We start from the raw sequence: 15,503 nt of genomic DNA on the forward strand, positions 1-15,503 counted from the left end.
CTACGCGGTTCGCCCCAGCCCATCTGGAGTCATCGGGAGGGATAGATGAAGCGCGCAGTAGACCACGACGCGATGAGCGTGGTTGGCTATACCACCCCCTGGAGTGCCAAAGCAGGCCAGCGGATCAAGCTCAGCCTGTCATGCGATCGGCCGATAAAGGCCACACGAATTTGCCGGCTCGACAAGCCGGCTCCGGAATTTCTCACCTGGCCCATCGAAACGGTAGGTGAAGCACGGCATCGGCATTTCGACCAGGGGTCGTTCCTGTTCGTGCGACCCGGCGAACTGGCCAAAGTACAAGCCCTCCACGGCATACGTTTTGAGCTGTTCCTCACGCGCAACGAAGGCGCGCGCACGATCCTGGAGGCAGGCGCCGTCGGGCTGCGCCTCCGCGACGGCGCATTTGTCGTGGAAATCGGCGGCGAAACTCTTGTCGAGAAGAAGGCGCCAACCGGTGTGTGGCTTACTGTCGAGTTGGATCTGCGGCAGGAACAATCGCGTCTGCGCATCAAATCCCATAATCTTCTCGCGCCTTACGAACTCCGTGAAGGTTTTGGCAGCCCGGCGTGGAACCTCCAAGGGCACGGCATCCATTTCGGCGCAAGTGCCACCAACCACGAACCTACCCTCAACGCGAAATTTGCTGCGATCCGGCTCGACACCCCACAGGGGACTGTTGCCTGGGATTTCCCGACGCTGTTACCAACGCAACCGATCCTGTCGTCGGGCGGAGCAGATCCGCTGCTCCTGGATGTGATCAATCAGCCAGCCTTCTGCGTGACTTCGGCACGCTGGGACGGATCGAGCTTCGAGCCTCGCTTGGTGCCGTCGCACTACGACGCTATCCATTGCCACGACGACGACATCGGCCCGCTTGACTGGCCCGCATCACACCGCGTGACGATCCCTGAAAACGCACACCCAGGCGTCTACGCGTTCCAGGTCGAATGGGAGGCCGGCGACGAACGCGTGGTGTTCTTCGTCACTTCGTCACAGGTCTCGTCGCCGCTGTTGTATCTCGTGCCGACGGCCACCTATCTCGCTTATGCCGACGAATATCTCCCGGATCATCTTTATGAATGGAAAGGCGACGACCGGGGACATCGCTTCGCGATCGCCAACAATCTGAAATCTCTTTACGACTACCATTCCGACCTTAGCGGTGTTTCCATCTGTTCCTACAAAAAGCCGAAAGTGACGCTCAGGGACGATTACGATTATCCGCTCTGCGGCTGCCCACACAATTTGCCGGTCGATCTGCACTTCCTCCGATTCTGCCACGGAAATGGAATCATGTTTGACGTCCTGACCGATCACGACTTGCACGAATGCGGCATAGACGGTCTGCGTCGACATCAAGCCGTCGTCACCGGCAGTCACCCCGAATATATGTCGATCGAGATGGAGCAGGCGCTGCGGGAGTTTGTGGCCGAAGGCGGCAGCATCGCCTATCTCGGCGGAAACGGCTTCGCTGCCACTGTGGCTTTCAAGGACGACCTGATGGAGCTGCGGCGCTCGCCGCTGGAGGCAGGCCGCACCTGGGATGGCCCGGTCGCCGAACAGGCGCTGTCGATCACCAACGAACCAGGCGGCTATCTCCGCTCCCGCGGCCGAGGCGAATTCTCGCTGATCGGTGGCGCGATCTCACTGATGGGATTCGAAGGCGCGCGCCCCTTCAAGCGCACTGAGGAAAGCCGTGAAGCAGGATGCGCATGGCTGTTCGAAGGCGTTGAAAATGCGACCTTCGGCACGGACGGCATCGTGCTGGGCGGTGCCGCGGGCTACGAAGTGGATGCGACAGATCCAGCCCTCGGCACTTCCGCTGACACCGTCGTGATCGCGCGGGCGACGGGATTTCCGGACAGCTTCTTCCAGGATCCGACGCGCTGGTATGAGGGCGGGGATACGCAACGCACCGCCCGCCGCTGCGCCGAAATGACCCTGCGAAAGCTCGCAGCAGGCGGCTTGATCTTTTCGGCAAGCTCGGTTGCCTGGTGCGGCGCGCTGCCAGCCGCAGGCGCCATGAACGATGTCGGCAGGATCACGCTCAATCTGCTTAACCGCCTCGGCACCACGAAAGAAGAACCCGGCCGAGAAAATCGATAACCTTCGGCGAAGGTACTGACCAGCGGACTGCGGGACCTTGAGGAGCGCGGCGTCCCCGATAGCGGGCGGGCATTTAGAGAGTGGTACTGCGCAGTGACTTGGGCCCTCCAAGAGTCTAAGCAGCCAGCATGCTTCTGACAGCACGAAGGAAAAACCGCTGCATACCCCGCTTTCTTGCCGTCTACACCATGAAGCCCGAAGACCTCGCTCGCGTTGGCAGCCTGCCTAAGCCCGAGCAGGATGCGATTGATGCCGTCGGCTTGCAGCAATGGGCGGACTGGGGGAGAGAAATGCCGCGTTTTTCCCCGATCGCGGCGACTTCAACGCCGTCAAAAAATTATGCTATTGGCTTTAAATGCTAAAATCGCCGCAAAAAATTTTGAGGTTTCGCCTACTGTTGGGACCAATCGAGCGGTTTTTGCACCTCGCGACGTTTCGATGGCCCGCTGAGGTCGTCTCAAAAAGTACCGCCACCGCCCCCGCTAAGGCATTAGCCAGAGGCCATAGTGATCGACAAGCAACCGGTGTTGCACATACCCCGCTGCGGGCGGTGTGTTGTGAGCGCTGGCATCCACTCGATTCCTGGCGAAATTCAGGCTAGCTTGGGCGATAGATGGCTCAGTTCTGGTCGGTGAATCATAATCAGACCGCCCGTCAAGAGATTGATGGGCAGCACCTTTGGTCTCCCAAGACCGAGAGCGATGGCGCGCGAAACGAGTTCTGCAACAACATGTGCCGTGCGACGCCCGGCGACCCTGTCCTTTCGTATACCGATCAAGCAATTGACTATATGGGCAGGATCGCGGAATCGCTTTCACCGCTCCGAAACCATCGAGTTCGGAGAGACCGGAGCTTATTGGAATCAAGAGGGATGACTTCTGCCGATCCTTTGGACACCGCTTTCCCCTTCGATTCATCCCAAAACAACAACGGGGAGTCTCGGCCCGCTCCCGCCGAGGCGATATTCGCCACTCCATCCAGTTTCGGACTCAGGCAATCAGAAAGCCCTATCTGACAGGCATTCCACAGAAGTAATGCAAATTCAAAATCGCGGCCTCATGTTTCAAAACCAGGATGGTTTCGAAGCCGGCGGGTCGCTCACGGTCCTCAAAGCGAGAATTCTAAGAGACGTTCAACAATGACCCAGCACGCAGAAAACGCTCGAATTCTCATGTACAGCCACGACACGTTCGGGCTCGGCCACTTGCAGCGCTGCCGAACTATCGCGCATTCGCTGGTCGAGGATTTCCGCGGACTTCAGGTGCTTATCATTTCGGGTGCGACTATCGCTGGCGCCTTCGACTACCGTGCCCGTGTCGACTTCGTGAAGATCCCCAGCGTCATCAAGCTGCGCAACGGCGAATACACCTCGCTGGAAAAGGACATCGATCTGCATGAGACGCTAAGGATGCGCCAGTCGATCATCCGCCACACGGCCGAGACCTTCCGGCCGGATATCTTCATCGTCGACAAGGAACCGCTCGGCCTGCGCGGTGAGATTGAGGACACGCTGTCCTACCTCAAGACGCGGGGCACCACGCTAGTGCTTGGCCTGCGCGAGGTGATGGATGCGCCGCATCTGCTCGAAGCAGAGTGGGCACGCCGGGACGTGATGCGCAAGATAGGCCTGTTCTACGACAAGGTCTGGGCCTATGGCCCGCCGGATTTCTACGATCCGTTGACCGGCTTGGATGTGCCGCCGGCTGTCAGGGCAAAGATGAGGTTCGTCGGTTTCCTGCAACGGAGCCTGCAGCGGAACGAGTTGCCCGGCCATCGGCCCGAGGGCGACTATATCCTCGTTACCACCGGTGGCGGCGGTGACGGCGCCGATCTGATTCACGACGTCATCGATGCCTATCAGCAGGATCCGCAATTGCAGCATAGGGCCCTGATCGTGCTTGGGCCTTACATGCCGGCGCGCAAGCGCAACAAGCTGCTCAAGAAGGGGTCCAAGATCCCCTACATCAGGATCATCGAGTTCGACAACCGCATGGAAGACCTGATTGCCGGCGCCAAGGCGGTAGTGGCGATGGGCGGCTACAACACCTATTGCGAGATACTGTCTTTCGACAAGCCGGCGCTGATCGTGCCGCGCGTCGAGCCCCGCAAAGAACAACTGATCCGCGCACGGCGCGCGGCCGAACTCGGCCTCATCGAGATGTTTTTGCCGGAAGAAGCCGAGGATTCCCGGCGGTTTGCCGATGCACTGAAGGTGCTGCCGGACCGGCCCCGCCCATCGCAGAGCAATCCGCATCTGACGCTGGAAGGGCTGCCTCATATTTCCGAAATCGTCGCCGAACTGCTCGACCGGCGGGCCGGCCATCACCTTTCGGTCATTGAAGGAATGACGTGAGTTGCAACATCGCAAGATCGTCGTGGTTCTGAAGGGTTATCCGCGGCTGTCCGAAACCTTCATCGCGCAGGAACTGCTCGGTCTTGAGCGTGCGGGGTTCGACCTGATACTTGTCGCGCTCAGGCGGCCGACCGACGAAAAACGCCACCCCGTGCATGACGAGATCAAAGCGCCCGTCCATTATCTGCCGGAATATCTGCACGAAGAGCCGCTGCGCGTGTTTCGCTCGCTGTTTGCCTATCTGCTGCGTCCGGGCTTCTGGCGCGCGCTCGGATCGCTGGCTGCCGATATGCCCCGCGACTTTACGCGCAATCGCGCGCGCCGCTTCGGGCAAGCGCTCGTGCTGGCGGCCGAATGGCCGGAAAACGCGGGCTGGCTGCATGCCCATTTCGCGCACACGCCTGCATCGGTGACGCGCTATGCCAGCCAGCTTCGTGGCCTGCCCTGGACCTGCTCGGCCCATGCTAAGGACATCTGGACTTCGGCGGACTGGGATCTGGCCGGCAAGCTTTCCTCGGCGCGCTGGACGGTCACTTGCACGAAAACCGGCTTCGACCGTCTGAAAAAACTCGCTAACGGCAACTCGTCTGTGCATCTGAGCTATCATGGGCTCGACCTTGATCGCTTTGGCAGTTTCGATGAGGCGCGAAAGCAGCATGACGGCTCGGCTCCGGACGAACCGGTTGTCGTTCTGAGTGTCGGGCGCGCCGTTGAAAAGAAAGGTTACGATACCTTGCTGGAGGCCCTTGCCCTGTTGCCCGGCGATTTGGCGTGGCGTTTCGAGCATATCGGCGGCGGCGAAGAACTGGAACGGTTCAAGGCGCTGGCGCAAAAGCTCGGTGTGGATGATCGCGTCTCTTGGAAAGGCGCGCTTGCGCAGGAGGAGGTGCTTGAGCACTACCGCCGCGCCGACATCTTCGCCCTGGCCTGCAGGATCACCGCAAATGGCGACCGCGACGGTCTGCCGAATGTTCTGGTGGAGGCGGCTAGCCAGCGGCTTGCCTGCGTGTCGACCGATATTTCCGGCGTGCCAGAGCTTTTATCGCCGGATGAAACGGGCTTGCTGGTTCCGACGGAAAACCCGATTGCCCTGGCACAGGCGCTGGAGCGCCTGATCCGTGATCCCGGGCTCCGCGGCCGTCTCGGCGACGCCGCAGAGCGGTGCGTGCGCGGCAATTTCGATCATATGGCAAGCATTGGACAGCTCAAGGAACTGTTCGAGCGGGAGTGGCGGGCCGCCGAATGAAGCGGCTGCGCGCTTTCTTCTATGTCCAGCACCTGCTCGGCATCGGCCATCTCGCGCGCGCCAGCCGCATTGCAGCGGCTCTGGTCGATGACGGGTTTGACGTAACCGTCGTGACCGGTGGAGCGCCGATCGTCGGGTTTCCGGGACTGGGGGTAAAATCTGTAACCCTGCCACCTGTCACCTCCGGTGATGAAGGATTTTCGGGACTTGTCGACCTGCAAGGCAACCCGATCGACGATGATTTCAAGAAATGGCGTTCAGAGATGCTGCTGCAGGCATTCCGGGATTGCAGGCCTGATATCGTCATTATCGAGGCGTTTCCATTTGGACGCCGGCAGATGCGTTTCGAACTCTTGCCGCTGATCGAGGCCATCGACGCGACGTCGCCCAGACCGCTGCTGGTGACGTCCGTCCGCGATATCCTCCAGGAGCGCGTCAAGCCGGGCCGAAACGAGGAAACGGTCGATCTCATCAACAGGCATTTCGACCTTGTTATGGTCCACGGCGATCCGGCTTTCGCAACCATCGACAAGACATTTCCATTGGCTGGGGCGATCAGGGCCGAGATCACCTACACAGGGCTCGTTGCCGCGCCGCCAGCGCCTGCGGCCTCCGAGCGCTTCGACGTTCTGGTGTCGGTTGGCGGCGGGGCTGCCGGAAAGAGCCTTGTCAGCTCCACCATCGCAGCGGCGCGGGATGCCAACAACGCTTGGAAATGGTGTTTGATCACCGGCCCGAACCTGCCGAAAGACGAGTTTGACGCGATCGCACGCGATGCCACGCCGGGCCTGTCCATCTTCCGGTTCCGCGAGGATTTCGCCAGCCTGCTGACCGGCGCCCGCCTGTCAGTCTCGCAGGCGGGTTACAACACGGTCTGCGATGTACTGCGCGCGGGTTGTCGCTCCCTGCTCGTTCCATTTGCAGCCGGCGGGGAAACCGAACAGACGGTTCGCGCCCTGATGCTCGAAGAACTCGGTCTTGCAACGGTGCTGACGGAAAAGGACCTGACGCCTGAAGGTTTGGCGCAAGCTATCGAACAGGCGCTTGTGGGACGGACGCCATCCGCGCATCGTCTCGATCTGGAAGGCGGGCGTCGCTCGGCGCAAATCCTGCGCGAGCGGTATCGAACATGGTCCCGGGCCCGGTTTCGGAGAAGTTCATGATCAAACAGACGATAGATCCTAACGCGCGTAGCGTCTGTGAGGTTCGTGCGACGCGCTTCAAGTCCTGTTTTTATGCGTGTCGTTGTCCCAAAACCGCTACGCACTTTTGGGCGAAATGCATTAAACAGTTCCAATCAGCATGAAGCGCGTATAATTTTTTGTCGGCAGTTCGCCGGAGAACCGCACCTCCCGTAGCGCCGCCATTGCCTCGAAGGCTGCAAGCGAAGCCACGCAGTTGATGTGCGTCGGCTCGCTGAAATAATCGTTCGATTGCAGCAGTACATTCGTGCCCGGCGGAAGCAGAGCAAGCCAGGCGCGCAGATCGGCTATGTGTTCGCAGCTCGTATTGACCATCAGGTCGGGCCGCCCGGCCGCATAGTCGAGTGCGTACATATCTGCCGTCAGCGCCCGGAACCGGTCGCCGGCTTCCCGGTTGAGGGTCCGGGCGACCGGCGCGACTTCAGGATCGATGTCTATGCTATCGATCGCCGCGATGTCGAAGCGGGCATCGTTGAAAAGCATTGCCGGCAATACGCCGTACCATCCACCCAGAACCCATATGCGCCCGAAGCGGCCGCCGCCGCTTTCGAACAGCCTGTCGAGCGCCCACATCTTGCAGGCGACCTGCTTGTGGTTGAAGGCGTTGGCAATATCGGCCTTCGGATGCTTGGCGACGACGCGCGCCAGCCCTGCCACGAGAGGGCAGTTGACATAAGCAGCAATTCCCCGTGTGAGGTCCAAGGCTTGCTCATGCCAGTCCATGGCATTGCGTGGTTGCGTGACATCCATCATAATTCGTCTTGTATGTTGGGATTCTGGGCGACACAACGCAATCTTGCCTCCCGCAAGACTGTTTGATTCCGCGGACGTGATCATGCTGCAAGCCGCTTGGCTATTGCCCGGTGCCGGAGAGAGCCTATTGCATCTGTCCGGATCATCGGCGTCCATCCGCCAGCACCAGCCGCGCAGCTGCGGCCTCGTGCTGCTCAGCTGTTCGCCAAAGCCCTGCGAAAGCCGCGGACCGTTTGGCCAGCTCGTTGGCGATGAAGAAATTGCCGATACGCCATTCGCCAGCAGGTGCTTTTACATCCTGCACGCTTCCAACTGAAGGGTCCACAGTCGCATATGGAAGCCAGCCTAGCCCGCTATATCTGGACGCACACCAAGAAGCAGCAGCTCTGGATATTGATGATCGTCGTGCTTTCGATGATCCCATATTTCATGTCTTTCGACCTGCCGAAGCTGATCGTCAACGGACCGATCCAAGGTCGCGGCTTCGAGCAACCGGGCGCGACCCAGCCATTCATGAGGCTACACTATAACCTGCCGTTCATTGGAGAGGTCCAGTTCTTCTCCGGTTTTCAGCTCGACCGCGAGGAGACCCTGTTTGCCCTGAGCCTTGTGTTCCTCTTGCTAGTCGTCATCAACGGCCTGTTCAAATTCTACATCAACACCTACAAGGGCCGCCTCGGCGAACGCATGCTGCGGCGTATCCGCTTCGATCTGGTCGACCGTGTGCTGCGGTTTCCGCCGGTTTACTTCAAGCGGGTGAAATCCGCCGAAGTGGCGACCATGGTGAAGGACGAGGTGGAGCCGCTGGGCGGCTTCATCGGCGACGCCTTCCTGCAGCCGGTACTGCTCGGCGGCCAAGCGCTGACGGCCATGCTGTTCATCATGATCCAGAACGTCTGGCTAGGAATGATAGCGGTCGTGATCGTGGCGATCCAGATCGTGCTCATCCCGCGAATGCGGCGGCGGCTGATCGTGCTCGGGCGCCAACGGCAGTTGACGGCGCGCGCGCTTTCGGGCCGGGTTGGCGAAATCGTCGACGGCATCGGCACGGTTCACGTCCACGATACATCAAACTACGAGCGCGCCGACATAGCTGCCCGGCTCGGGCTCATCTTCAAGATCCGCTTCGATCTTTACCAATGGAAATTCATGGTGAAGTTCCTCAACAATTTTCTCGCGCAGCTCACGCCCTTTCTGTTCTACATGATCGGCGGGTATCTGGTCCTCCAGGGACGGCTGGACGTCGGCCAGCTCGTGGCCGTGATCGGCGCCTACAAGGACCTGCCCGGACCGATGAAGGAACTGATCGACTGGGATCAGGATCGGCAGGATGTCCAGGTCAAATATCAACAGGTCGTTGAACAGTTCACCGTCGAAGGTCTCATCGCGCCGAGTATCATGGCATTGACGATGGACGATCCCGATCCGATGACCAAGCCGCTGTCAGCGATCAATCTGTCCATAGCAGACGATGGCGGTGCGATGCTCCTCAACCGTATCTCCCTCCAGGTCAAGCCGGGTGAGACGGTGGCACTGGTCAGTACCGCAACAGGTGGAGCGGAGGCGCTTGCAGAAGCCTTCGCGCGGCTGATCTGGCCGGACAGCGGAAAGGTCGCTTCGGGCACCGACGACCTGCTTGAACTCCCGGAAGCAGTAACCGGCCGGCGCATATCGTACGCCTCGTCGGATGTTTTCCTGTTCCAGGCAAGCCTCCGCGACAACCTGCTCTACGGGTTGAAGCATGCGCCGCTGACATCGGTGCCTTATGACGGTGCTGCGGCAGATCAGCACCGCTGGAACATTCACGAGGCGCGCCGGTCGGGCAATCCGGATCTTGATATCCACGGCGACTGGATCAACTATGCTTCCGCTGGCGCTACCGGCCCGCACGACCTCTTTGAAGCAGTGCGCCGGGTGCTCGACGCGGTTGTTCTGTCGCGTGACATTCTGGATCTCGGATTGCGCTCTTCAGCTGACCTCACCCGTCACACGGAGCTTGCCAGGCGGATCGTCGAACTGCGTGCGGCGCTGCGGGCCCGGCTGGAACAAGAGGGGCTGAGCGGACTGGTGGTTCCTTTCGAACCGGGCGCCTACAACAAGGAAGCAACGATCGGCCAAAACCTGCTCTTCGGCGCTGCCGCCGGCCCCGAACTGGCCGACAGGGCGCTGGCGGCCAATCCCTATTTTGCTTCCGTGCTGAGGCAAGCCGGCCTCGACCGCACGCTCTACGAAATGGGCTTGGAGATCGCCAAACAGGCGATCGAGTTGTTTGCCGACCTGCCGCCCGATCACCAGTTCTTCCAGCAGCTCGCCTTCATGAGCGCGGAGGAGATACCCGCCTACGAAACCTTGCTGCAACGGCTCAAGAACCGTCCCTACGAGGCGGTTTCGGAGAACGATCGCGCCATGATCGTCACCTTGAGCTTTGCCTACATCGAGCCCCGGCACCGCTTCGGCCTGCTGAGCGACGAGCTGATGAGCAAGATCGTCGCTGCACGCAACCGGTTCTATGAAGACCTGCCGCCCGAGTTGCACAATGCGATCGAACGGTATGATCCTGCCAAATACATTGCCGCGGCCACCGTCATGGATAATGTCCTGTTCGGGCGTGTGGGCAACAATCATCCCGACGCGCCCGACCGCATACGCTCCATCGTCTATGACATTCTTGACGAACTCGGGCTTTATGGCGAACTTCTGGATGTCGGCCTGGACTTCAACGTCGGCTCCGGCGGGAGGCGGCTGACCGGTGGACAGCGACAGAAGCTCGATGTTGCCCGGGCCTTGCTCAAGCGTCCCGATTTTCTCATTCTCAACCGGCCGCTGTCGGCGCTCGACCAGCGCATGCAGGATAAAGTGCTGCGAAATGTGCTCGAGGAAGCCAGGCGCGACGGCCATTCGCCGGCAATTGTGTGGGTCGTGACGAATCCGGCAATGGCGATGATGTTCGATCGCGTTGTCGTCTTCGACTCGGGTCAGTTGGCGGAAGACGGAACACACGAGACACTTTTGGCGGGGAACGGTATCTTCAAGGAACTGTTGTCATAGAGCAACGGACATTCAGATGGATCATTCTGGGGGGTGCACGACATCGGGCTCGCCACCTTTCGCGTGGTTTGTCTCGCCATGCCGGAAAGAGAATTAATTCCATGTGGGCGTCCTTTGCTCTAGTCTGGCAAACGCGAATTTTGGAAGGTTTGCGACAATGCTGCTCAAGGATGAAGTTGGAATGCTGCAACGCGTTCCCTTGTTCTCTGCCATCGAGCCGACAAAGCTCAAGCTGCTTGCGTTCACATCCGATCGTGTGAGCTACAGCGCCGGCCAGATCCTTTTCAGGCAGGGCGACGAGGGAGACGCCGCCTATGTCATCCTTTCAGGCAGAGCGGATATTCTTGTCGATTCCGATAGCGGACCGATAAAAGTTGCCGAAGTGGAGCCAAATTCGATCGTTGGCGAGATCGCCATATTGTGCAACAGCTCCCGCACTGCCACCGTCAGAGCGGCAAGTCCGCTGGAAGTCTTGAGAATCCGCAAGGATCATTTCCTGAGGCTTATGAGGGAGTTTCCGGAAATGACCATCGAGATATTGCGGGTTCTTGCCGATCGCCTAAGCCATACGACCGCGGATCTGATCGACGCACGAAGCGCCAAATAAGGAAGGACGTGCGCCCGATCCTCGCCGTCGTGACGGCACTGTCCTCTCGCTGAGAAGATCACCCGGAGAAAGCCTGTCTCGCCTAGCAGCAGTTGTTTGGATATGATGGGCGAAGGGGTAGCATGGACGACAACGTTTTCCTGGTCAGGTTTTGGGGTGTCCGCGGCAGCATTTCGGTATCAGGGCCAGAATTCTCTCGCTATGGCGGCAACTCAATCTGCGTCGAAATGCGATGCGGTAAGCATACGCTTCTGTTCGACGCAGGCTCTGGCCTACGGCCTGCCGGCGCCGCACTTCAGGCGTTGGGCGTGACCGATTTCGACCTGCTTTTCACCCATTGCCATTACGATCACATCATCGGGTTGCCGTCTTTTGCGCCGATCTATGATCGGGGCGCCAAGGTTACGCTTTGGTCCGGGCATCTTGCAGGACACATGACGACCCGGCAGATGGTCGATGAGTTCATGCAGCCGCCGTGGTTTCCGGTGAAACTGGAAGCCTGCAAGGCAAGCCTCGACTATCGCGATTTCGTATCCGGAGACGTGCTTCGCCCGCGCGAAGGGGTGGTGGTCCGAACCGGCAGTCTTATCCATCCGGGCGGCTGCATAGGTTACCGGGTCGAATGGGGCGGCCGCGTCGTGGCGATGATCACAGACACTGAGCACGAGCCGGACAAACTCGATCAGGCGGTGCTCGGGCTGATCGAAGATGCAGACCTCGTCATTTACGATTGCACCTACACCGAGGAGGAAATGGAACGCCGCCGCGGTTACGGGCACTCGACATGGCAACAGGGTGTCAAGCTCTGTGAGGCGGCCGGTGCGCGGAGGCTTGCGCTGTTTCACCACGATCCGACACGGACCGACGAGGAACTGGACGAGATCGAGAAACTGGCCAAAGACAGGTTTACCGGCGCTTTTGCCGCGCGGGATGGCCAGACGCTCAAATTTCCAGTCTCATTGCGCAAAAAGCGCTGAGCTGTTTTGCTCTATCTCTTTGTTTTGACGTAATTCCGGACGGAAAACCCGTTCACACCTTTCCTGGAATTGCTCTACCGGGCCTGCGCCCGATCAATGCCCTGACCGGAAGCCATACGCAGGCTTCAGTCTGTGCGGTGACTGTGAACAGCCGTTCGAGGAAGAGCCAGGCCGATTCATCATGCACGAGATGGTGGGTGAGCAGGCCGACCGGTTCGCCTCCATCGAATGCATGCTGCAACTGCGCGATGATGGCCCGAACCAATAGGCCATGATCGCGGCAGCCGCGCGTGCCATGCCAATCCATGATGTCGACATTGCTGTTGATGACCGCAAGTGAAGCCGGTCTTGGCGGCCCATAGACCGACAATGCCGAAAATCCTATCGATCCAAGGTCGGATACCAAGCCGGCGTCGATCCTGTTCCAGGGTGGCACCAGCATCGGAACGGCACGTGCGCCGTGCAGGCCGGTTATGTGCGACAGCCCGCGAGCCAGATCATCGAGCACCGCCTCGCGTGGCCGATGCGCGCCGAGCTCCTGCTTCTTCTGGCCCTCCGGAGCATGATTTCGGTGCGCCCAGCCGTGGATAGCGACCGTGGCATGCGGCGCCTCGTCAAGCCGAACGACAAGCTTCTCGTCAGTCAGGGCGGGAATGACGGCCAGAGTCACCGGAACCGCGAATTCACCGGTGAGGTCGAGCAACCGATCAAGCGCAGGCGTCGGATCCACGGCGTCATCGTCGCGCAGCCAGAACTCTGCCTTACGGTCCGCCCGTTGCCGGCTCGCCAGTTCCTCCATCAAGGGTTGCCAGATTTGATCGCATGTCATGAGACCGGGATCTTCGCAAGAAGTTCGGCCAGACGCGCCGCCGCAGCACCGAGAGAACGTTCTTCGAGGATGAAACGTCTGGCTTCTGCGGCCATGATGGATCTTTCGTCGTTATGGGCCAGAAGCCTTTCAATGGCAGAAGCGAACGCCGCCACATCGCCCGGCGGGGTGAGAAACCCGGCCTGGCCATCCCGCACGACCTCCGGCACGCCGGCGACGTCCTGAGCCACAACCGGAAGGCCGGCGGCCTGTGCTTCAAGATAGGCAACGCCATAGGCCTCGCCGAAACCCGGCCAGACGTAAATTCCCCCACTGTAGAGGACATCCGGCACTGCGGCTGGCTCAAGCGCGCCAAGCCATTCGATACGCTCGGCGGGCAAGCCGGCGAACTGCGCTTTGATCTCCTCGCGGGCAGGTCCGTCCCCGACGACCGATATGGTCCAGGGCAGATGACCGATCGAACCGAGCGCCTGCGCCAGCATGCGATAGCTTTCGACTTTGTCGCCCGGGCGCATCATGGCGACGGTAACGAGGCGCGTCGGACAACCCCGTGCCGGTGTTTCCCGGAATAGCGATGTGTCGATGAAGGGCGAAAGCATGCCGAAAGCGGCTTCGGGTATCGCATCTGCCAGTCCCTGACGATCCCTTTGCGTGAAGCAGATGTTCAGTGCCGCCTGTTCGACGGCTCGCGCCACCAGCGCTTGCGTATCGGCCCACAAACCGGTGTTGCGCCGCCTCGAATAGGAGGCTTCCGCTGTCACATAGGGAACGCCAAAGGCCAACGCCAGTTCGGGCCCGATCAGGTCGGGCGCCTTGTAATAGGGATGATAGGTGAACCACAGATCGGGCTTGCCGTCACGATCCCAAAGCCCTGCCAGCCGCGCGGCTTCCTCCCGGGCCTCGATGTTGAGCGCATCGAAACTTTTCGAATCCGGTTCGCGTAGATAGAAGCGCAATTCGGATGCCAGTTCGACGCTGTGCCCTCCATGCTCCAGCGCCTTGACCAGCATCCGTGCCATCTGACGGTCGCCGGAGGCAACGGGGTGATTGGGCGACTTCAGCGGCGCGTAGAAGGCAATTCGCATCGCCGGACCCTATCATCGGAAAGCCTGCGCAAGTCAATTTCGAAGCATGATCGACTTCACCCTCAAGCACTGGAATGTGCTATCTGATGCTCATGGAAACAGCTGCCGCGTCCGACCCGTTTGTCGCTTCCCTACCGGTCTTCGCCAGGTTCGAAAGCGTTGCCGATCTCGATAACTATCGGCCTCTCCCCGATGGCTGGGCGCTGGCCACCGCAGATATCGTCGGCTCGACCAAGGCGATCGAAGCGGGGCGCTACAAAACCGTCAATATGGCCGGTGCCAGCGTCATTTCGGCGCTGCTCAATGCGCTGGGTAGGCAAGATCTTCCCTTTGTCTTCGGCGGCGACGGCGCGCTCGTGGCGTTTCCCGGCTCGGCGCTGGAGATCACCCGCAACGCGCTGGCGGCTGTCCAGAGATGGGTGGCGGACGAACTGGATCTGACCTTGCGTGCCGCAATCGTGCCGATAAAGGATATAAGAGCGCAAGGCCTCGACGTTCGCGTGGCGAGGTTCCAGGCCTCCGATGCAGTCTTCTATGCCATGTTCGCCGGAGGTGGCGGCAGTTGGGCGGAAGCCGAGATGAAAGCGGGGCGCTACCGCATCGATCCTGCGCCGGCCGGCGCGCGGCCGGATCTGACCGGCCTTTCCTGCCGCTGGAACCCAATCGAAGCCCGGCATGGCGAAATTGTCTCGATCATCGCCATACCGGGGGCGTCGCGCGACTTGCGCGGTTTTCAGTTTCTGGTTTCCGACATCATCGCCGTTGCCGGCAGGCAGGAACGCGATGGCCACCCGGTGCCAGTGAACGGGCCGGACTACAGTTTGCTGCCCGCCGGCCTCGATATCGAGGCGCGGGCCATGGCACCGGCAGGACGGCGGTGGCTGTCGAAGCTGTGGATAGTGTTCCTGATGACGCTTACGGCTGTTACGGATAGATATGGCTGGACGATCGGCAGATTCGATCCGAAGATCTACAAACGCGAAGTGGCCAGCAATTCGGATTTCCGGAAGTTTGACGATGGCTTGAAGATGACCATCGACGTTGACGCGGATGTGTTGCAACGGATCGAGAACCGGCTGAAACAGGCGGAAGAGGCGGGCATCTGCAACTATGGCCTGCACCGCCAGAAATCGGCCTTGATGACATGTCTCGTCGCATCGCCGCTGCAGCGCGATCACGTTCATTTCATCGATGGCGCCGCCGGCGGCTATGCGATGGCTGCCGCAAGCCTTAAGGCGAAGGTGCCGGTCTGACGGCTTGCGGACATCGATTTTCCGCAATATGCCTCGGGGCTCTT

The 15,503-nt window shown here is 60.2% G+C and carries 12 protein-coding genes; 9 read left to right on the forward strand and 3 right to left on the reverse strand.

What is annotated here, in order from left to right:
* The first annotated feature begins 45 nt into the window (after window positions 1-45).
* The 5 genes from NKJ72_RS02890 (at window position 46) to NKJ72_RS02910 (ending at window position 6,868) form a co-directional block, all read left to right on the forward strand.
* Window positions 46-2,106, forward strand: a complete 2,061-nt coding sequence (locus NKJ72_RS02890; protein WP_352475772.1) for a N,N-dimethylformamidase beta subunit family domain-containing protein — start codon at window positions 46-48, stop codon at window positions 2,104-2,106.
* Window positions 2,107-2,234: 128 nt separating this feature from the next.
* Complete coding sequence (locus tag NKJ72_RS02895; RefSeq protein ID WP_352476082.1) at window positions 2,235-2,468, forward strand: hypothetical protein; 234 nt, start codon at window positions 2,235-2,237, stop codon at window positions 2,466-2,468.
* A 776-nt stretch (window positions 2,469-3,244) separates the two neighbouring features.
* Complete coding sequence (locus tag NKJ72_RS02900; RefSeq protein ID WP_352475773.1) at window positions 3,245-4,459, forward strand: glycosyltransferase family protein; 1,215 nt, start codon at window positions 3,245-3,247, stop codon at window positions 4,457-4,459.
* Window position 4,460: 1 nt separating this feature from the next.
* Window positions 4,461-5,705 (forward strand): glycosyltransferase, encoded by a 1,245-nt coding sequence (locus NKJ72_RS02905; protein WP_352475774.1) that lies wholly within the window; start codon window positions 4,461-4,463, stop codon window positions 5,703-5,705.
* The gene (locus NKJ72_RS02910; protein ID WP_352475775.1) at window positions 5,702-6,868 is read left to right on the forward strand and encodes a glycosyltransferase family protein; all 1,167 of its coding nucleotides are present in this window, start codon (window positions 5,702-5,704) and stop codon (window positions 6,866-6,868) included. Before NKJ72_RS02905 ends, NKJ72_RS02910 begins: the two co-directional genes overlap by 4 nt.
* Window positions 6,869-6,988: 120 nt before the next feature.
* Here the strand turns inward: NKJ72_RS02910 and NKJ72_RS02915 are convergent, their stop codons facing one another.
* Complete coding sequence (locus NKJ72_RS02915; protein ID WP_352476068.1) at window positions 6,989-7,657, reverse strand: class I SAM-dependent methyltransferase; 669 nt, start codon at window positions 7,655-7,657, stop codon at window positions 6,989-6,991.
* Window positions 7,658-7,993: 336 nt separating this feature from the next.
* Here NKJ72_RS02915 and NKJ72_RS02920 point away from each other — a divergent pair, with 336 nt between their 5' ends.
* The 3 genes from NKJ72_RS02920 (at window position 7,994) to NKJ72_RS02930 (ending at window position 12,292) form a co-directional block, all read left to right on the forward strand.
* Window positions 7,994-10,708 (forward strand): ABC transporter transmembrane domain-containing protein, encoded by a 2,715-nt coding sequence (locus tag NKJ72_RS02920; RefSeq protein ID WP_352475776.1) that lies wholly within the window; start codon window positions 7,994-7,996, stop codon window positions 10,706-10,708.
* A 157-nt stretch (window positions 10,709-10,865) separates the two neighbouring features.
* Window positions 10,866-11,315: a cyclic nucleotide-binding domain-containing protein gene (locus tag NKJ72_RS02925; RefSeq protein WP_352476069.1), complete on the forward strand. Its 450-nt coding sequence runs from the start codon at window positions 10,866-10,868 to the stop codon at window positions 11,313-11,315.
* A gap of 122 nt (window positions 11,316-11,437) precedes the next feature.
* Window positions 11,438-12,292, forward strand: a complete 855-nt coding sequence (locus NKJ72_RS02930) for an MBL fold metallo-hydrolase (RefSeq protein ID WP_352475777.1) — start codon at window positions 11,438-11,440, stop codon at window positions 12,290-12,292.
* Between the two features lie 52 nt (window positions 12,293-12,344).
* Here the strand turns inward: NKJ72_RS02930 and NKJ72_RS02935 are convergent, their stop codons facing one another.
* Together NKJ72_RS02935 and NKJ72_RS02940 are read right to left on the reverse strand one after the other, a co-directional pair.
* Window positions 12,345-13,121, reverse strand: coding sequence for a polysaccharide deacetylase family protein (locus NKJ72_RS02935; RefSeq protein WP_352475778.1), 777 nt, complete (start codon window positions 13,119-13,121; stop codon window positions 12,345-12,347).
* On the reverse strand, window positions 13,118-14,206 hold the full coding sequence (locus tag NKJ72_RS02940) for a glycosyltransferase family 4 protein (RefSeq protein WP_352475779.1): 1,089 nt from the start codon (window positions 14,204-14,206) through the stop codon (window positions 13,118-13,120). Before NKJ72_RS02940 ends, NKJ72_RS02935 begins: the two co-directional genes overlap by 4 nt.
* Before the next feature lie 74 nt (window positions 14,207-14,280).
* Between NKJ72_RS02940 and NKJ72_RS02945 the strand changes: the two genes are divergently transcribed.
* Window positions 14,281-15,459 carry a DUF3095 domain-containing protein gene (locus NKJ72_RS02945; protein WP_352475780.1) on the forward strand — a complete coding sequence of 393 codons (1,179 nt, stop codon included), beginning with the start codon at window positions 14,281-14,283 and terminating at the stop codon, window positions 15,457-15,459.
* Window positions 15,460-15,503 lie beyond the last annotated feature (44 nt).

Source organism: Mesorhizobium sp. M0045 (assembly GCF_040323385.1).
In the GTDB taxonomy this organism is placed as follows: Bacteria; Pseudomonadota; Alphaproteobacteria; order Rhizobiales; family Rhizobiaceae; genus Mesorhizobium.